This window comes from Sulfitobacter faviae, from assembly GCF_029870955.1.
Classification (GTDB): domain Bacteria; phylum Pseudomonadota; class Alphaproteobacteria; order Rhodobacterales; family Rhodobacteraceae; genus Sulfitobacter; species Sulfitobacter faviae.
The window spans coordinates 1,429,082-1,446,500 of the sequence record NZ_PGFQ01000001.1 but is presented as its reverse complement, the minus strand read 5'-3'; the positions used below and the strand labels follow the sequence as shown (position 1 = coordinate 1,446,500).

Here is a 17,419-nt window from a genome sequence, read left to right as displayed (position 1 = left end):
TTATAAGCGCAAGGGGTCATTGACTGTTACAAAGCGCGGGTGTTCCTTGGCGGCATTATGCCAAAAGGAACACCCGTGATGTATGTGATTGATCCCCCCAAGCAAAGCAGCCTTGCCGTTCAAGGCACCAGCGACCGTTTTCCGGTGCGCCGTGTCTTTTGCGTGGGCCGCAACTATGAGGCGCATGTGCTTGAGATGGGCAATGACATGCGCGACCCGCCGTTCTTTTTCACCAAGCCCGCCGATGCCACGCTGGATACACCCTGTACCGTGCCCTATCCGCCGCTGACGGAGGATTTCCACTTCGAGGCAGAGCTTGTCATCGCCATCGGCAAGGGCGGCGCGAATATCGCGGAAGCCGATGTGATGGATCACATTTGGGGCGCCTCGGTGGGCATCGATTTCACCCGCCGCGATCTTCAGGCGCAGGCCAAGAAGATGGGCCGCCCGTGGGACTGGTCCAAGGCCTTTGACAACTCCGCGCCGATCGCGCCAATCCTGCCCATGGCCGATGTCCCCTCGGTCGAGAAGGGCCGCCTTTGGCTCGCGGTGAACGGCGAGATGAAGCAGGAGGCCGATCTGTCGCAGATGATCTGGTCGGTGCGGGAGCATACCGCCACCCTGTCGCAGGCCGTGACCTTGGCGCCGGGTGACATCATCATGACCGGCACGCCTGCCGGTGTCGCGGCGGTGCAGCCCGGCGATGTGATCACCGGGGGGTCGACGGCATCTCCGAGTTTGAAGTCACCGTCGGCCCGCGCGCCTAAAGCGCGCGGCTCGGTCTAGGCCCCGGCCAGCGTGCGTTCGGCCCGCGCGCGGGCTTGGGCCGCCAGATCCGGCAGGCCGGTCTTTTCATAGACCTCGCCCAGCATCAGGTTCAGCGGCACGCCATCGGGGTCATAGGTGCGGCGCATCTCAAGCACCTGCTGCGCGGCAGAGGCCCGTCCATCGCGCACCAGCGTGTCGAGGTGGATTTGCTCGAACAGGTCACGCTGCGCATGGCTGCCGCCACATTCGCCCATGCGCGGCAGGGCCATGCCAAGCTCGCGGATCGCCGTAGTCCACTCCCCCTTGGCATGGGCGGCGATGCCCCGGGCGGCGGGCAGTGCGACCTCGGCCCATGCGGCATGGTCATGGGCGGCAGTCTCACTCGCGCGGGCGTCGATTGCGCTGAGCATCTCTGCCGCCTCGGGACGCCCGGTGCGGCAAAGGGCATAGAGATATTGAAGCGTCAGGAAGGGGCTCACCGTATCCGCCCCCGGGCCGCCACATGGTCGGCCACATCGCCCCAACGATCGCCCACATCGACACCCGCGAATTCCATCCGCGCCAGCAGGGACACAGCGCCGACTTGGTCTTGGGAATAGTCCTTTTCCAGCCCCCAGATATGCTGGTCATAGGCGGCACGCACATCGTCGTGACGGCCCTGCGACAGGTAGAACAGCGCCAGATGCCACCAATTGTGGCTCCGCATGAAGGAGTTCAGATCGCTCCACGTCTCGGCCACGCTTTCCATGAAACGCGCGCCTTCGGCGACACGGCCTTGCGTTAGCATCACATGAGCAAGGGCGTGGTGCGCCCAAGGCTCATCATGGCGCAATTCCATCGCCCGGCGGGCAGCAGCCTCGGCCCGGTCGAGCAGATGACATTGTTCATAACCAAAGGCGATCATGCCGTGGGTATAGGCGATGTCTTCGGCCTCGGGCAGGGATTTCAACGCCATGCGCAGCATGCCTGCGGCATCGCCGGTGTTAAACAGGTGGTATTGCGCCAGTTTCAGCATCGCCAGATCGCGCGGCCATTGATCGGTGATGGCATCACAGGTGGCGACGAGGGCGGGCACATCGCCGTCGATCCAATGCCCAACGGCGCGGATCACTTCTTGTTCGCGAGCATTGGCGCCGGGGGCTGCCTTGGCGCGGTCCAGATAGGGGCGGGCCTTCTCGGGGGCGATGGGGTGTTCGAGGAACATCCACAAGAGCGCCGCATAGGCATTGACCAGCGGGCCGTCGGGGTCGGCATCGGCGGCGGCGATGATGCCCGCGGCCTTGGGTTGGTAGGACAAGAAGCCGTGGATGAAGTCATTGATCGCCTGCAAGGTTTCCGGGCGGTCGGTAGAAGTTTCCAATCCGTAAAGGTCTTGTTTCATCTCGGGTCTCCGGCGGTGTCATGGAACTGGCGCAGGTGTTGGGCAACGGCAGGGGCTGCGTCCCAATGGATCGAATGGCCCGCATCGGGCAGGGTGGTCTGGGTCACATCGGGAATTTCTGCAAAAGCCTTCTCGGCGGCGGCGCGGGGGATCAGCAGGTCTTCGGCCCCGTGGAGCACCTTGGTCGGGCAGGTCAGATCAGAGGGCCGTACCGTGGGGCGGAACCCGCGCAGCGTTTCGAGTTGATGGGCCATAGCATCCGCGCTCTGCGCATGGGGATAGGCTAGCGCTGCGGCGAGGGCGGCCTCGGTATTGTCAGGATCAGTGAAGAAACCGGGGGCGAAGATCCAAGGGTAGAGCGCGCGCAGCCAAAGCTGCTCCCCTTCCGGCGCGCGGCGCACGGCGAGCAGCGCATCGAAGACTGCCATGGTCCGGGGGCGCGAACCGGGGCAGAGGCGAGGATGCTGAGCGCTTGGATGCGACCCGGCGCGAGGCCAAAAAGCTCCATCGCCATCAGCCCACCCATCGAATGGCCGACGACGTGAAAGGTGTCATGCCCCAGATGATCCATCAGCGCCAGCGCATCCCGCGCCATCTGCGCGACAGAGGTTTCCGCATCCCAAGGGGTCGTGCGCCCGGTGCTGCGGTTGTCGGGTCGGATCAGGGTGAAGTGATCGGACAGCAAAGGGGCGAGAGCGCCCCAACTCGCGCTGTCGCTCAGCATCCCGGCCAGCATCAAAAGCGGCGGGCCGCGCCCGTCGACCTCGTAATGAAGTGAAATATCGGAGAGGGGCAGATCAGGCATTCAACGTGCTCCAACAAGGCAAAAGATCCCCATCGGCGGGGGTGGCCGCATAGATGGCGCGGGCGATGGCGCGCGACAGGCAGAGCGCCGCGGCATGGCCGATCATCGCCACATCCCCCGCAGGCCGCGCTGCGGTGGAGAGGGAGAAGACCAGATCGCCGTCATTGGGCATATGCGCAGGCACCACGGCGCGGGCGATGCCGTCATGGGCCGCCACGGCGACGCGCTGGCATTCGGCCTTGGTCAGCGTGGCGTCGGTGGCGACGATGGCGATGGTGGTATTGGCGCGGGCCGACATGGCCGCCATTTTGCGGCTCTCGAAGCTTAGCCCCAGCCCGGCGGATGGGTCCGGCCCCAGCCCGCCGAACTCTTTGTCGATCTCAAAGGGGGCGGCGTGGAAGTAGCGGTCGCCGGGGTGGTGACGGCGCCCACCGGATTGGCCCCGACAAGCGCGCCGACCGTGCTGCCATCTGGCAATTGCAAACTGGCGGAGCCGAGGCCCCTTTGACCATCGCGCTCAGCGCGCCGGTGCCCGCGCCGACCGAGCCGATCTGAAAATCTTCGCCCGCCGCTTCCAAGGCTTGGCGGCCAAGATCGGCATAGGGGGTCTGCGCCCAATCCTTATCGCCGCCGTTCAGCAGATCGAAGAGGATCGCGCCGGGCACCAGCGGGATCAGCGCGTCCCCCACGCGGAAGCCGCGGCCCTGTGCACGCAGGGCATCGACCACGCCCGAACAGGCATCCAGCCCATAAGCAGAGCCGCCCGAGAGCACCAGCGCATCGACCGCCGCGACGGTCTTGTCGGGGGCCAGCAGGTCTGTCTCGCGCGTGCCGGGCGCGCCGCCCATGACGTGGACAGAGGCGGTGAAGGGCGCATCGCCGATCAGCACGGTGCTGCCGGATTTCAACCGCGCATCCTGCGCATTGCCCACCTTCAGCCCCGCCACATCGGTGATCAGGTTGCGCGGGCCGGGACGCATCGGCGCGCTCATGGCAGGCTCTTCACGTGAAACATCCCCGCAAGGGTGCACATGGGGCAGGGGGCTAACAAGGGCATCGTCACTCCGGCGTTGATTTCGGGCGGAGTTTGCGCGCTTGCTCGGCGGATGCCAAGGGCCGAGGTGGGACAGGATGCCCCCGCCGGAGGCACGCCATAAAAATGGGCGCGCAGATTGCCCCGCGCGCCGGATCCGTCCGGTGTGACCGCTTGGTTTACTTCTGCTCTTCGGCGACAGCGGCGGCGACGGCCTCTTCGAAGATAGCGAGCCCTTCTTCGACGATGGCGTCGGAAGCTGTCAGCGGGACCATCACGCGCACGGCGTTGCCATACATGCCACAGCTCAGCAGCAGCAGGCCGCGCTTCAGCGCATGGGCGATGACGCGTTTGGTGAAGTCGGCATCGGGCTTGGCGCTGTCGAAGTCGGTCACGAATTCAACGGCGACCATGGCGCCAAGGCCGCGGATGTCCCAGAACCGGAAGGGCGCGGAACGCTCGCCAATCTCGGCAAAGCGGGCTTTGAGCGTGTCGCCCATCGCGGTCGAACGGGCCAGCAGACCTTCGTCTTCGATCGCCTCGATGGCTGCCAGTGCCGCAGCGCAGGCCACAGGGTTGCCGCCATAGGTGCCGCCCAAGCCGCCGGGGGCCATCGCGTCCATCACATCGGCGCGGCCAATGACACCGGCCAGCGGATAGCCACCTGCCATGGATTTCGCCACGGTGATCAGGTCTGGCACCACGCCGGAATGCTCGATCGCGAACCATGTGCCGGTGCGGCCAAAGCCCGCCTGCACCTCGTCAGCGATCAGGAGAATGCCATGCTGGTCACAGATCGCGCGCAGCTCTTGCATCATCTCGAAAGGCACGGGGGTGTAGCCGCCTTCGCCAAGGACCGGTTCGATGATGATCGCGGCGACACGTTCGGGCTGGGCATCGGTGAGGAAGAGGTTTTTCAGCCCGGTCAGCGCGTCCTGCACGGTGATCCCGTCGCGCACAGAAGGGAAAGGCGCGCGGAAGACATCCGCGGGAAGGGGCCGACATCTTTCTTATAGGGCGTGACCTTGCCGGTCATGCCAAGCGTCAGCAGGGTGCGGCCATGATAGCCGCCGGTAAAGGCGATGACGCCGGGGCGGCCGGTGGCAGCGCGGGCGATTTTCACCGCGTTCTCGACGGCTTCGGCACCAGTGGTGACCAGCAGCGTCTTCTTGGGCGCGTCACCGGGGGCGAGCGCGTTCAGCTTCTCGGCCAGGTCGACGTAAGGCCCATAGGGCACGACCTGAAAGCTGGTGTGGGTGTAGTGATCTTCCTGCGCCTTGGCGGCCTCGACCACCTTGGGGTGACGGTGCCCGGTGTTCAGCACGCCAATGCCGCCGACGAAGTCGATGTAGCGGTTGCCTTCCACGTCCCACAGCTCGGCGTTCTCGGCATATTTCGCGTAGATCGGCGCGGCGGAGGCGACGCCGCGCGGCACGGCGGCATCGCGGCGCGCGATGAGATCGGCGTTGGTCTGACCGTCGGGCTGGGTCGCGGGTTGGTCTCGACCACGGAGATCTGCGGCGCGGCTTTGGCCTTGGCCGCGGATTTCCGGGGTGATTTCTTGACGGTGCTGGGCATGGAACAGATACCTTATTGCGAAAGAGAGGGGGCAGTGACGTGTCGTTTAAAAAATCCATATTCCGTTTAATATAATTGTCAATCGCGATCGCAGCCTCTATCTAACAATTCCCGTGACCCCCGGTTGACCCAAGGCCGTGCCCCGTGGCGGCGGCGCGGGGGCCTACAAAGGACAAGCCATTGAACGTCGGCGATAAACTCAGAGCGATCCGCAAGAAACATGGGCTCTCCCAACGGGAGCTTGCGGCCAAGGCCGGGCTGACCAATGGCACGATATCGCTGATCGAAAAGAACCGAACCAGCCCCTCGGTAGCCTCGCTCAAAAGCCTGTTGGACGCGATTCCCATCAGCATGGCCGAGTTTTTTGCGATTTTGGAAGAAGACGACAGCGCCAAAGTCTTCTACCGCGCGGAGGAGTTGACCGAAATCTCGCCAAGCCATCAGGGCGGCGTGTCCCTGCGCCAGTTGGGCAGTGCCGCGCATCACGCGCTTCAGGTGTTGCATGAAACCTATGAGCCCGGCGCAGATACCGGACCTGAGTTTCTGAGCCATGAGGGCGAAGAGGCCGGGGTCGTGGTGCGCGGGAGCATCGAAGTGACGGTGGATTGCGCGGTCAGCCTGCTTCATGCCGGGGATGGATATCTGTTCGACAGCCGCCTGCCGCATCGGTTCCGCAACACCGGGTCCGAGAGTTGTGAGATCGTCAGCGCCTGTACCCCGCCCAGTTTCTAGAAAAGGTGCCCCATAAATATCGACCGCCCCGAGCATTCTGCTCGGGGCGGTCGATAGGGGGTGTCAGGTCTTAGTAGTCTGACCGGTAGTTCGACCTTTGGGTCTCCGGTTGCTGTTTTTCGCGCCCGGCGCGGTCCTCATCCGGGTGAAGTTCCCTTCGGCCCGTGGTGAGGGCAAAGATGATGACCGCCGCTAAGGTCAGGATGGTCAGACCGCCGAGAAAAAGCTCCGTGGTCATCTCCGTGTTCCTTTTTAGCACTGCGTTTCAGGTGCTCAACCGCGCGCAGGCCAAAGGGTTCCGACAAATTTTTCGCCTATGACGAGTCTGTGATCGGTCCGCCACGTTTCGGGCCAGATTCCATTGGGGCTTTGGGGCCTCAGTAATCGTAGATCATTTTACTGTCCGTCGGGACGTGAAAGTTCACCCTGATCTGATAGATGTCGTCGTTGGTTTCGACCTCGACCTGGCCGTTCAACTGGCGGGTAAAGGCGAGGATTAGACGCGAGCCTAGCCCGGTGCCGGACTTCACCTCTTCGGGGTTGCCGATGGTGTTGCGCACTTCGAGCATCGCCTGCTCTGGTCCGGTTTGGATCAGTTTGAGCGAAATGAAGCCTTTGCCATGTTCGACCGTCGAGACGTATTTAAGCGCATTGGTCAGCGCCTCAGAGACCAGCAGGGTCAGCGGCGCGGCATCGTCGGCGTCGATCTTGATCGGCTCAAAGGATTGTTCCACCTTCACGCCAGACCCGGAAGCCAGGCCGACGGAGAGCATCTGGCCCACGATCTCGGTCAACAACTCACTGGCGTTGACACGGACCAGATCATCATTCTGATAGAGGTTCTTATGCACCGTGGCGAGGCTGAGGATACGGTCTTGCAACCGGCGCAACACGAAACGCGCATCTTCGCTTTTGGCCTGCCGGATTTGCATGTTCATGATCGAAGAGATCAGTTGCAGGTTGTTTTTGACCCGGTGGTGCACCTCTTTCAGCAGGATATTTTTCTGCCGAAGGCTGTCTTCCAGCGTCGCCTCGTCCCGTAGGATGGATTCCGCCATGCCGACAAAAGCAGCCTCCATCTCGACCAATTCGGTGGGAACCGAGGGGCCGAGTGTCCCACGCGGCAGGGTACGGTTCAGCGCGAAGCGCCGCATCTGCCGCCCGAGCTTGCGGATATGGTTGATCGCCAGACGGTTCAGCGCCCAGAAGGCCACGATAAGGCTCGCCAGCCACATGACGATGGGCAAAAGCGCGCTGAGGCGGGTCGAAACGCCGGTGTCCAAAAACGGGGTGTTGCTGGGCCAAACGCTAAGCGCGAAGACCGTGTCGGGCACGATCGGCACGATCACATAGGCGCGTTCTTGGCCGTCGGAATTTTGCGAAAGAAAGACATTGGGCTCTTTGGTGGTCAAGAGCGACAGGGCGACATCGCTGGGATATTCTGTCTTGGCCACCTCTAGCCCGTTTTCGGTGGTAAGAATATGACCCATCTTATTGAGGGTCATCATCGCGACGCTTCTGTGTTTGCTCTTGGGCTCGCGGATCGCGTTGATCGCATCCTCGGGGATGCTAAGTGCCATGAAGCCGATCAACTCGCGCTCTTCGTAGACCGGCGCGTTGATCAGCGTCACCACTTGGTTGCTGACCGCTCCCTGCAACACTGGCATCGCGCGGCGGACCGGGTTTTCCAGCAGGGTCTGGAAATTCTCATCCTGCGAAAAGTCATGATCCTGCCCCGTGGAGGAGCAGGTCATTTGTCCGTCTAGCCCGATGAAACCCACAAGCGAATAGATGTCTGACGCCTGTTTGTATTCCCTAAGGAAGGCCGTGCATTCCTCGGGATCTTCCCGCCTGAGCCGCACAATGGCGGTGAGCGCTTCGGCCGCGCCAAAAGCCTCTTGGATCACCCGGCGTTCCGCCGCGGAGGCTTGTTCCGTCACGGCGATCAGCGATAGCTCCGCGCTTTGGCGACTCTGATCCGCGATCTGCCGTGTCTGTACAACCGCGATCAGCCCGATGGGCAAAAGCGCGAGAGACAGAAACAGCAGGATACGGATCGTCAGCCCACGCATCAGATCACCGCTGAAGAAGCCAGATGTCATATTTAAAAAGAGGAAACTTTAGATGCGGATAGGACAGACATTGTTGCGTCATCGGTCATTTCAAGCGACTCGTCGTCATGGTGACCCAGCAGTTCGGCAAGGCGGGCGCGCGCCCGGTTGGTGCGGCTTTTGATGGTGCCAACAGCGACACCACACATTTCCGCAGCCTCTTCGTAAGAGAAACCGGAGGCTCCGACAAGAAGCAGCGCTTCGCGTTGTTCGTCCTTCAAAAGGGCCAGCGCTTTGCGGAAGTCGGTCATCTGCATGTGGCCATCGTGCGCGGGCTTTTCGGCCAGCCCATCGGTCAGCACGCCATCCACATCCGAGACTTCGCGCTTCGCCTTGCGGCGCGAGGAATAGTAGGTGTTACGCAGGATCGTGAAGAGCCAAGCACGCATATTTGTGCCTTCTTGGAACTTTTCGATGTTGGTCCACGCCTTGACCAAGGTGTCCTGCACCATGTCGTCTGCCGTGGCACCATTGCGTGTCAGGCTGATGGCAAAGGCCCGCATGGCCGGCAGATGTTCTACCAGCTCGTCGCGCGGATCGGGACGGGTCATCATGACGTTCCTTTTTCTGAATCCTGTTCCTTCAACTTCTGAAGCAGATCCTTGAAACGATCAGGGATGCCTTCTTCGAGCGTCTCATCGAAGACCCGTTTGAGGTTGTCGTCGATGACGCGCTCGCGCTCGTCCTTGTTTCCTGAATTCACTAACATCACCTCTGGCATCGTCGTCTCGTTTGAATAATTATGCATGCATACTGGAACCAAACACAATGTCGACGTGTTTGGTTCCAAGAAAAGTAAAAAGGATTCGACTAGATGAACGATGCGACACAAAAGACCAGCATCAGCGATGAACTGGGAGCCAACATCCCCTACCTTCGCCGGTTCGCGCGGGCGATGACAGGCAGCCAGACCAGTGGCGACACCTTTGCCGCGGCAGCCCTCGAAGCCATCTTGGTTGATCGCTCGGTGCTCGATGGAGTAGATACAAAGACGGGTCTTTTCAAGGTTTTGTACGGTATTTGGGCCAGCGCAGGCGCCCCGGTGGAAGAGGGCGAAAGCGGCCCACGGGCCAAGGCACAGCGCCATCTTTCCAGCCTCACGAACAACAGCCGTGAAGCGCTTTTGCTGCACACGATCGAAGGCTTCTCTCACGGGGAAATCGCCAAGATCATCGGTGTGGATGAGGCCGAAGCGGGTGAGTTGATCCAGATCGCCCATCGCGAAATGGCCGACAGCACCTCGGGTTCGGTGATGATCATCGAGGACGAAGCCATCATAGCGATGGACATTGAATCTATCGTGGCCGAGATGGGCCACCGGGTGACCGGCATCGCCCGCACCCGTGAAGAGGCGGTGAAACTGGGCAAGGCCGATGTGCCGGACCTGATCCTCGCCGATATCCAGCTGGCCGACAACTCTTCGGGCATCGACGCAGTGAACGACCTGCTGAACGAGCTGGGCATGCGTCCGGTGATCTTCATCACCGCCTTCCCCGAACGTTTGCTGACCGGCGACAAGCCCGAGCCTGCCTTCCTGATCTCCAAACCCTATTCGGTGGATCAGGTCGTCTCGGCCGTGTCGCAAGCGATGTTCTTTTCCTCCACGGAAACGCTCAACGCCTGAAGCTGAGCCACGAAAACAGGGTTCCCCGCGCGCAACGTCGCGCCGGGAACCTTTTGCATTATAAGCGCGTGCCGCCTAACATCACCCAAACATTCAGGAGGTCCGCATGGCCAAGACCACAACCGCTGCCGCAAAAGAGGTGACGATTGACGATCTTTCGGATCAGATCGCACTTCTCAAAAAAGACATCGCATCGCTGACCGAAACCCTGGGCGACTATGGCAAGGCCAAGTCGGAAGAGATGCGCGACAATGCTCGCAACGCGGCGAATGATTTCGCCGATACGGGGCGCCTCAAGGCGATGGAAGTTCAGCAACAGGCCGAGGAATTCCTCAAGGCCCAGCCCGGAACCGCTTTGGGGATTGCCGCAGGCATCGGTTTCCTCGTCGGTCTTGTGACGGCCCGCCGCTAAATGCTGTCTTCGGTGATGCAACATCTGCGCGGCTCCCTGCGACGGGCGCTGCGTACCGCCATGCTCAGCGCCGGGGCCGCGCTTTTTCTGCTGATCGGCCTGCTGTTTCTGACGCTGGCGGCATGGCTTTACCTCATCACCGTCACCACAGCGCTCACCGCCGCGCTGATCCTCGGCGCTGTCTATTTCGGGATGGGCTTTCTCTTGCTCGCCATCGCCGGATCAGACGGTGCGGCCGCTGCGCAGCCGTCCCGGCAAGAAGATCCCGCCGCCTCCGATCAGGATGGCCTGAAGAACCTGGTCATGGCATTTCTGGCTGGCATAACCGCGGGTCAGAAAGCGCGCCGTTAACAGCCGCCAGCAGGTTGCTGCTGGAAAACGGGCGGGTGATGAATTTCAGCCGCTCGCCTACCTTTGCCAGCCGTGGCGTATCGTTCATGATGCAGATGATCGGAAACCACTCCTGCAAGTTCGACAGTTCCGACAGATGCTGATGCAACTGTTCGCGCCGCAGCGACAGGACCGCGAATTCCGTGTCGTTGACGTTGTCCACCAAGGCGTTGAGATCAAAGCTTTCCAATACTTCAATTTGAGATTGCGGAAACGCGGCAGAAAGCGTTTCATTTATGTCTGAACAGACCAATGGGTCCGGTTCGTAGATCAAGATCGACATGGTCTTCCCCCGGGTAAGCAAAGTCGTCGGTGTAGGGGGTGCGCAAAACACGCGCATTAAACTAAGACATATGAAGGCAAATTTTATCTAATGACGACACAATGCCGCTATTGCCCCTTCGGCGCAAGGATGCCTTCCTGCCGATGTCGAAAGAAGAAGTGAGCTTCATGGAGAAGTTCAAGTCAGGTGAGTTGACCGTCGAACCGGGCACGCCGATCCTGCTGGAAGGGTCGAACTCGCCCCAGCTTTACACGGCGCTCACCGGAATGGGCATCCGCGACAAGACGCTAGAGAACGGCAGCCGGCAGGTCATCAGCTTTGTCTTCCCCGGCGATTTCATCGGGCTACAGGCTGGCATCATGGGTGAAATGGGCCATTCCGTCGAAGCCCGGACCCATATGCGGCTCTGCGTTTTTAACCGCAGTGAGTTCTGGAATTTCTTCAGATCCCACCCCGAACGCGCCTTTGACATCACTTGGCTGGCGGCCATCGAAGAGCATTTCATGGGCGAAGTCCTCGCAACCATCGGCCAACGCAGCGCGATGCAGGCCATCGCTTGGGCGATGGTCAAGATTTTCGAACGCGGCCAGTCGCTCGGGATGGTTACCCACAACCAAATGCTGCTGCCCTATTCGCAACGCGATCTGGCCGATGCGCTTGGCCTCTCGGTGGTGCACACCAACAAGACCCTCGGCGCCCTGAAAGAGCGTCAGTTGCTGTCATGGTCCGACAGGGTGCTGCAAATCAACGATCTCGCCGCCTTGGCGAAAGAGGGGATGACCGATCTGGAAAGCCGCCAAAAACGCCCGCTGCTCTAACCGTCAGTCCTGCGCCACATCGATATAGGTATCCGCCGCCTCCGCCCCGCGCTGCCCGCGCGGCTTGGCCGGGCCAACGGTGCTGTCAGGCCGCGTCCGCCGCTCCACCTGCGCGTTCAACGCGGCCCCAAACAAGATCAGAAAGCTGCTGATCCAAAGCCAGATTAACATCGCGATCACCGCCCCGATCGAGCCATAGACCTGATTGTAGTTGCCGAAATTGGCCACATAATAGGAAAAACCGATGGAAAGCACCGCCCAAGACAGCACCGCCAAGATCGCCCCGCTGCTGAGCCACGGCAGCCGCGCCGCCCGCCGGTTCGGGCCAAAGCGGTAAAGCACCCCAACCCCGGCAAACAAAACCACCGTTGCCACGGTCCAACGCAAAAGGTCGGCCACCGCATTGCCAAAGGGGCCAAGCGGGATGAAGGCCAGAATGATCGGCGCGATCACCACCGCCAGCAGCGCCACGATGCCCACCGCCACAAGGCTCACCGTCAGAAGCAGGGCATGAAGGTAGTGTTTCGCGGCATTGCGGTTGCGCTCGTTGTAAACGGCGTTCAATCCGATCACCATCGCCCCCACCCCGGCCCGGGCGGACCAAAGCGCCACCAGCAGTGACACGATACCGGCCCAACCCAGCGTATCGGCCCGCGCAGTGACCAAGCCGGTCACCTGCGTATTAATGATGTCATAGACATCATCCGGCAGCAGCCCGCGCACTTCCTCCAATTGGGCGACGACGACGACAGGGTCTGAAATCAGCCCCAAAAGCGCGATCAATGCCGCCAGCGCCGGAAACAGCGACAACATGGCGAAAAACGCCACCCCGGCCGAGATCAGCGCAAGGTTGTCCTCCGCCGCCTGTTTCAGGCTCGCTTTGAAAGCATCCCAATAGATTGCCGGTCGGGTCGGGGGTCTGCGCAACACGAATGCCATTCCTCTCAATTCGGCCCCGCCATTGATCGGGACCGCTTTGCCTCAACTGTCCTCCACATCGTCGCGGACCTGGCCCCAGGCAACAAGGGTGAAGACCACCGTGCCGCCGATGATGTTGCCCACAAGCACCGGCAGGAAGAAGCCAAAGATCGCCTGACCGACCCCCAAGCCGCCATGCAAAAGCAGCGCCGCCATCTCGACCGACCCGGCGACAATATGGGTGAAATCCCCCGCCGCGATCAGCCAAGTAAAGGTCAGGATCAGGAAAAACGCCGCCTCATCCGCCTGCGGAAGCATCCAAACGATCAGCGCCACGATCACGCCCGCCGGAATGCCCCGCCAGAACGCCTCCGACACCCCCATCCCGGTGGCATGTTCCGAAAGGCTGATAATGGCGGGCAGAATGTTTTCTGGAATCGCAGGCGTATAAATAAACAGCGTGGCCGCCGCAAAAGCCCCGACAACATTCGCCCCCAATACAACACCCCAAAGCCGCAATAGGCTGCATAAGACACCCAAACTACGCTCCTGCATCAGCGGTAAGACGGTGGTGATGGTGTTCTCGGTAAACAATTGCATCCGGCCCATGATGACCGCGATGAAACCCAAGGAATAGCCAAGGTTCTCCAGCAGGAACCGCCATTCCGCATCCGGCAGATAGGTCCGGAAAATCGCCTCGCCCAAGACAGAAAGACTGATGAGCATCCCCGCGGAAATCCCCGACCAGATCAGCGACCGGTTGGTGCGGTTCAACTCATCGCGCCCCTCGCGGCGGATCACCTCATAAATCAGCTTGGGCGACAGCGCCGCCGCATCACTGACAGAGCGTTCTTCCGCTTCCTCCTGCACAGCAGAGGTCGGGGTTTCTTCTGGATCAGTGGGGCCATGCGCGTTCTTCCTAAAAACTATGGACATGATGAACATAGCCCGCCCCCACCATCTGCACAGTAAAAAGACCGCAGCCCCATGCCGCATCACCAGCGGCCCTTTCGAGCCCCCCTTCACCTTCATCCTTTCTCAAATACCGATCCCGCACTCTCAACCTGCCGGATCAGCCGTGTTCATCCCCACCGGCCCGCAAGGCCAACCCCTCAACAATCGCCGTCAGCGCTGCCCCGCGATGCAGTTCCGCCCGTGGAAAGCGCGCCCGCATCTCCTCTTCGACCACCGCCATCAGGCTCGACCCGCCGACAAAGATCAGCCGGTCCACTGCCTCGGGCCCGAGGCCTGCCTTCTGCGCCGTCGCCTCTGCCGCATCCCCCATCTGCACGCCGAGTTTCGACAGCCGCTTGCGCATCCAATCGCGGGGCAGGGGCAAGGTCGCGCGGGGTTTGAGCATCGACACGTCGATCACCGGATCAGCATCCCCCGCGCCCCCCGCCCCGTTGGCACGGATTTTGCCCGCTTCGACAGCAAAGGCGAGGTCATGGCCAAGCTCTTCGTCGAGTACTTTAACCAAGCGAGCCAGATGTTTGGGATGTTCGGCGAACTTATGGAGTTCCGCCGCCGCCTTGCGGGTCTCCGGCCCATAGAGAAACGGAATCTTCGCCCAAGTGGCCAGGTCGTTAAAGATCGCATTGGGCGCGATATGGGTGTCACCCCCGAAAGCGTGGCGAATTTCGCTGCCCATGCCAAGCTGCGGCATCACCCGCCCGATCGACAGGGACCGGTCGAAATCGGTCCCGCCCAGCCGAATGCCGTGGCTTTCCAGAATGTCGATCTCATCATTCCCGCGCTGCCGGAACAGCGTGAAATCCGAGGTGCCGCCGCCGATATCGATGACCAGCCCCAGATCCCCGGGACGCAAGGCCGCGCGATTGGCAATCGCGGCGGCTTCGGGTTCGTTCATAAAGTCCACATGATCGAAACCCGCCCGACCATAGGCCTCGCGCAGGTCTGTCAGGGCTTGTGCATCGCGAGCATCATCGGCGGAATGAAAGCGCACCGGACGGCCCGAGAGCGCCCTGTCGAAGTGCAGTCCCGTGGTGGCCTCGGCCTGCGTTTTGACCCGCGCCAGAAACCGCGCCACGATGTCGATAAAGTCGAGCCTTTCGCCCAAAAGCACCCTTCGTTCGCGCATCAGCCGGGTGCCAAGCAGGCTTTTTAACCCGCGCATATAGCGGCCCTCGGCCCCGGCCAGCAGCGCGTCGGATGCCGCGGCACCGATCCGCATTTCCCGCGCTTCGAAATCAAAGAAGACCGCCGTCGGAAGGGTCTGCGCCTCAGCCTCCAGCGGGATCAGACGCGGCGTGCCGTCAACGGCAATGCCCGCCGCGGTGTTGGAGGTTCCGAAATCAATCCCCAGCGTGGCCATGATGTTCTCCTGATGCCTTTTCACGGTCGCCCCGATGCGCGGCGCGCTCGTGCAAAGCACCCGCGATACCCTTCTCGCGCGCGCTTGGCAACGAAGGCTGGCGTGCCGCGTGGCTTTTGGCTAGCCTCGCAAAAAATACACCAATATGGGAGACTTTCATGAACCGTTTGAACCGCTTGATGACCGGTGTGGCCAGCGCCGCATTGGTCGCTGCCGCCACAACGGCCCTTGCCAAGGACGACATCACCGTCGCCATGCAGCTTGAGCCGCCGCACCTCGATCCGACTTCCGCCGCTGCGGGCGCCATCGACTCGGTGCTATATACCAATGTTTTCGAAGGGCTGACCCGCTTCATGGGCGACGGCTCTGTCGTGCCGGGGCTGGCGGAATCTTGGGAGATTTCCGAAGACGGGCTCACCTATACCTTCAAGCTGCGCGAGGGGGTAACCTTTCACGATGGCACCACGATGGATGCCGAGGATGTGAAATTCACCCTCGACCGGATCAATGCCGAAGACAGCGCCAACGCGCAAAAGGCACTTTACTCCGCGATTTCCGAGGTGAATGTCATCGACCCGCAGACCGTTGAGGTCAAACTGAGCGAGCCGAACGGCAACATGCTTTTCAACCTCGCTTGGGGCGATGCGGTGATCGTGGCGCCAGAGTCTGTCGAGACGATCAAACAGACCCCAATCGGCACCGGCGCTTTCAAATTTGAGAACTGGAACCAAGGCGACAAGATCACCCTGACTCGGAATGAAGATTATTGGGGCGAAGCGCCCGCGCTGGCCAGCGCGACGTTCAAATTCATCTCGGACCCGACAGCGGCTTTCGCCTCCGTCATGGCTGAAGATGTCGATGTTTTCACCGGCTTCCCTGCGCCCGAGAATATCCCCCAGTTCGAAGCCGACCCGCGGTTTCAGGTTCTGATCGGCTCGACCGAAGGGGAAACGATCCTGTCGATCAACAACCAGCGCGAACCTTTTGATAACGTCAAAGTGCGTGAGGCCGTGGCCCATGCCATCGACCGGCAAGCGATCATCGACGGCGCGATGTTCGGCTATGGCACGCCCATCGGCACCCATTTCGCACCGCATAACCCGGACTACGTCGACCTGACGGAGATGAGCAGCTACGATCCCGAAAAGTCCAAGGCGCTGCTGGCCGAGGCCGGTTTCCCCGATGGGTTCGAGACGACATTGCACCTGCCGCCCCCTCCTACGCCCGCCGCGGGGTGAGATCATCGCCGCGCAGCTGGCCGAGGTTGGCATCAAGGCGCAGATCACCAATGTCGAATGGGCGCAGTGGTTGGAAACCGTGTTCAAGGGCAAGGATTTCGGCCTGTCGATCGTCAGCCATACCGAGCCGATGGACATCAACATCTATGCCAACCCGGACTATTACTTCCAGTATGACAATGCCGAATTCCAGTCGCTGATGACCGAGTTCAACAAGACGGCAGACCCCGCCGCACGGAGCGAGATGCTGGCCAAGGCGCAGCGTATCATCGCCGAAGACTATGTGAACGGTTACTTGTTCCAGCTCGCCTTCCCGACGATTGCCAAGGCTGGGGTCGAAGGGCTTTGGGTGAACGCACCGACACAGGCGACCGATCTGACCGGCGTCAGCTGGGCGGAGTGATCTGAAAGGATCATGTTGAGACACCAAAAAGGGCGCGCCGTGAGGCGCGCCCTTTATAATTAGATGCGAAGACCTATTAGTCTTTGCCGCGCATACCAGCAGCGGCTTCGCTTACCAGCGCGTCAGGGTTCTGGTTGCAGACGACCATGAAGTCTTCCATTTCCTGCTGCATGTCCGTGTCGGCCATCACGTCGGCGTCTTCGGAATCTTCAACGGCTTTGGTGTTGTCGATCAGGGAATCTTCGGTCTCTTCGGAATCTGTCGCTTCTTCAGCGGAGATGTCGCTCGGCTCGGAACCGTCGCTCTTGGTTTCGGTGATCAGGGAGCCACCGTGGCCGCCATCTTCCAGCTCGGCGATTGCCATGGATGCGACTTTCATTTTGTCGTCATCGCTCAGTTCTTGGTACTGGGCGCAGGTCATGGTGGCCATGTCCATGTGAGCGGCGGCAAAAGCGGGTGCGGAAACGGTGCCCAAAAGGCCGGCGATCGCAAGTGTTTTCAAAGTCGTCTTCATTTTCATTCTCCAGTTTTGTCTGTTCTCCCGAAAACAACACCGCATAACCGATATGGTTCCAGCGCATAGCAATAAG

Annotated in this window: 18 protein-coding genes and 4 pseudogenes; 7 read left to right on the top strand and 15 right to left on the bottom strand. The window is 61.2% G+C overall.

Annotated features, from left to right (window positions below):
• Positions 1–78 precede the first annotated feature (78 nt).
• Positions 79–767: pseudogene (locus tag CUR85_RS07510) on the top strand (fumarylacetoacetate hydrolase family protein).
• A 15-nt stretch (positions 768–782) separates the two neighbouring features.
• Here the strand turns inward: CUR85_RS07510 and CUR85_RS07505 are convergent.
• The 6 genes and pseudogenes from CUR85_RS07505 to gabT form a co-directional block, all read right to left on the bottom strand.
• Positions 783–1,247, bottom strand: coding sequence for a tetratricopeptide repeat protein (locus tag CUR85_RS07505; RefSeq protein ID WP_280322524.1), 465 nt, complete (start codon positions 1,245–1,247; stop codon positions 783–785).
• Positions 1,244–2,149 (bottom strand): tetratricopeptide repeat protein, encoded by a 906-nt coding sequence (locus CUR85_RS07500; protein ID WP_280322522.1) that lies wholly within the window; start codon positions 2,147–2,149, stop codon positions 1,244–1,246. Before CUR85_RS07500 ends, CUR85_RS07505 begins: the two co-directional genes overlap by 4 nt.
• Complete coding sequence (locus CUR85_RS07495; RefSeq protein WP_280322520.1) at positions 2,146–2,403, bottom strand: alpha/beta fold hydrolase; 258 nt, start codon at positions 2,401–2,403, stop codon at positions 2,146–2,148. The genes CUR85_RS07500 and CUR85_RS07495 overlap by 4 nt, the downstream gene beginning before the upstream one ends.
• 29 nt (positions 2,404–2,432) lie before the next feature.
• Positions 2,433–2,954: an alpha/beta fold hydrolase gene (locus CUR85_RS07490; protein WP_280322517.1), complete on the bottom strand. Its 522-nt coding sequence runs from the start codon at positions 2,952–2,954 to the stop codon at positions 2,433–2,435.
• A pseudogene (locus tag CUR85_RS07485) lies at positions 2,947–3,934 on the bottom strand (P1 family peptidase). Before CUR85_RS07485 ends, CUR85_RS07490 begins: the two are co-directional and overlap by 8 nt.
• A 232-nt stretch (positions 3,935–4,166) precedes the next feature.
• A pseudogene (gabT, locus tag CUR85_RS07480) lies at positions 4,167–5,565 on the bottom strand (4-aminobutyrate--2-oxoglutarate transaminase).
• Positions 5,566–5,745: 180 nt separating this feature from the next.
• Here gabT and CUR85_RS07475 point away from each other — a divergent pair.
• The gene (locus CUR85_RS07475; protein WP_067264163.1) at positions 5,746–6,297 is read left to right on the top strand and encodes a cupin domain-containing protein; all 552 of its coding nucleotides are present in this window, start codon (positions 5,746–5,748) and stop codon (positions 6,295–6,297) included.
• A gap of 70 nt (positions 6,298–6,367) precedes the next feature.
• Here CUR85_RS07475 and CUR85_RS07470 read toward each other — a convergent pair whose 3' ends face one another.
• From CUR85_RS07470 to CUR85_RS07455, 4 genes are all read right to left on the bottom strand, one after another.
• The gene (locus CUR85_RS07470; RefSeq protein ID WP_280322514.1) at positions 6,368–6,535 is read right to left on the bottom strand and encodes a hypothetical protein; all 168 of its coding nucleotides are present in this window, start codon (positions 6,533–6,535) and stop codon (positions 6,368–6,370) included.
• A 139-nt stretch (positions 6,536–6,674) separates the two neighbouring features.
• Entirely contained in the window at positions 6,675–8,399 is a 1,725-nt protein-coding gene (locus CUR85_RS07465) for a sensor histidine kinase (protein WP_067264160.1), read from the bottom strand.
• A gap of 2 nt (positions 8,400–8,401) precedes the next feature.
• Entirely contained in the window at positions 8,402–8,959 is a 558-nt protein-coding gene (locus CUR85_RS07460) for an RNA polymerase sigma factor (RefSeq protein WP_067264157.1), read from the bottom strand.
• Positions 8,959–9,129, bottom strand: coding sequence for a NepR family anti-sigma factor (locus CUR85_RS07455; RefSeq protein WP_197470876.1), 171 nt, complete (start codon positions 9,127–9,129; stop codon positions 8,959–8,961). The genes CUR85_RS07460 and CUR85_RS07455 overlap by 1 nt, the downstream gene beginning before the upstream one ends.
• A 93-nt stretch (positions 9,130–9,222) precedes the next feature.
• Here CUR85_RS07455 and CUR85_RS07450 point away from each other — a divergent pair, with 93 nt between their 5' ends.
• The 3 genes from CUR85_RS07450 (at position 9,223) to CUR85_RS07440 (ending at position 10,795) form a co-directional block, all read left to right on the top strand.
• Positions 9,223–10,032 (top strand): response regulator, encoded by an 810-nt coding sequence (locus tag CUR85_RS07450; protein ID WP_067264155.1) that lies wholly within the window; start codon positions 9,223–9,225, stop codon positions 10,030–10,032.
• Between the two features lie 106 nt (positions 10,033–10,138).
• Entirely contained in the window at positions 10,139–10,444 is a 306-nt protein-coding gene (locus CUR85_RS07445) for an ElaB/YgaM/YqjD family protein (RefSeq protein WP_067264153.1), read from the top strand.
• A gap of 15 nt (positions 10,445–10,459) precedes the next feature.
• The gene (locus tag CUR85_RS07440) at positions 10,460–10,795 is read left to right on the top strand and encodes a phage holin family protein (RefSeq protein WP_169306059.1); all 336 of its coding nucleotides are present in this window, start codon (positions 10,460–10,462) and stop codon (positions 10,793–10,795) included.
• Here the strand turns inward: CUR85_RS07440 and CUR85_RS07435 are convergent.
• A complete protein-coding gene (locus CUR85_RS07435; protein WP_067264149.1) occupies positions 10,746–11,117 on the bottom strand; it encodes a hypothetical protein in 372 nt (123 codons plus the stop codon). The two genes, CUR85_RS07440 and CUR85_RS07435, sit on opposite strands and share 50 nt — an antisense overlap.
• 101 nt (positions 11,118–11,218) lie before the next feature.
• Here CUR85_RS07435 and CUR85_RS07430 point away from each other — a divergent pair, with 101 nt between their 5' ends.
• Entirely contained in the window at positions 11,219–11,935 is a 717-nt protein-coding gene (locus CUR85_RS07430) for a Crp/Fnr family transcriptional regulator (RefSeq protein ID WP_280322509.1), read from the top strand.
• 3 nt (positions 11,936–11,938) lie between these two features.
• Here the strand turns inward: CUR85_RS07430 and CUR85_RS07425 are convergent, their stop codons facing one another.
• The 3 genes from CUR85_RS07425 to CUR85_RS07415 all read right to left on the bottom strand — a co-directional run bounded on the left by CUR85_RS07425 (position 11,939) and on the right by CUR85_RS07415 (position 15,188).
• The gene (locus CUR85_RS07425; RefSeq protein WP_067264143.1) at positions 11,939–12,874 is read right to left on the bottom strand and encodes a YihY/virulence factor BrkB family protein; all 936 of its coding nucleotides are present in this window, start codon (positions 12,872–12,874) and stop codon (positions 11,939–11,941) included.
• Positions 12,875–12,916: 42 nt separating this feature from the next.
• Positions 12,917–13,789, bottom strand: a complete 873-nt coding sequence (locus tag CUR85_RS07420) for a formate/nitrite transporter family protein (RefSeq protein WP_280322507.1) — start codon at positions 13,787–13,789, stop codon at positions 12,917–12,919.
• Between the two features lie 136 nt (positions 13,790–13,925).
• The gene (locus tag CUR85_RS07415; protein WP_067268214.1) at positions 13,926–15,188 is read right to left on the bottom strand and encodes an Hsp70 family protein; all 1,263 of its coding nucleotides are present in this window, start codon (positions 15,186–15,188) and stop codon (positions 13,926–13,928) included.
• 179 nt (positions 15,189–15,367) lie between these two features.
• Here CUR85_RS07415 and CUR85_RS07410 point away from each other — a divergent pair.
• Positions 15,368–16,829, top strand: a pseudogene (locus tag CUR85_RS07410) (ABC transporter substrate-binding protein).
• Positions 16,830–16,905: 76 nt separating this feature from the next.
• Here the strand turns inward: CUR85_RS07410 and CUR85_RS07405 are convergent.
• Positions 16,906–17,343 (bottom strand): HdeA/HdeB family chaperone, encoded by a 438-nt coding sequence (locus CUR85_RS07405; RefSeq protein ID WP_067268212.1) that lies wholly within the window; start codon positions 17,341–17,343, stop codon positions 16,906–16,908.
• Positions 17,344–17,419: the final 76 nt, after the last annotated feature.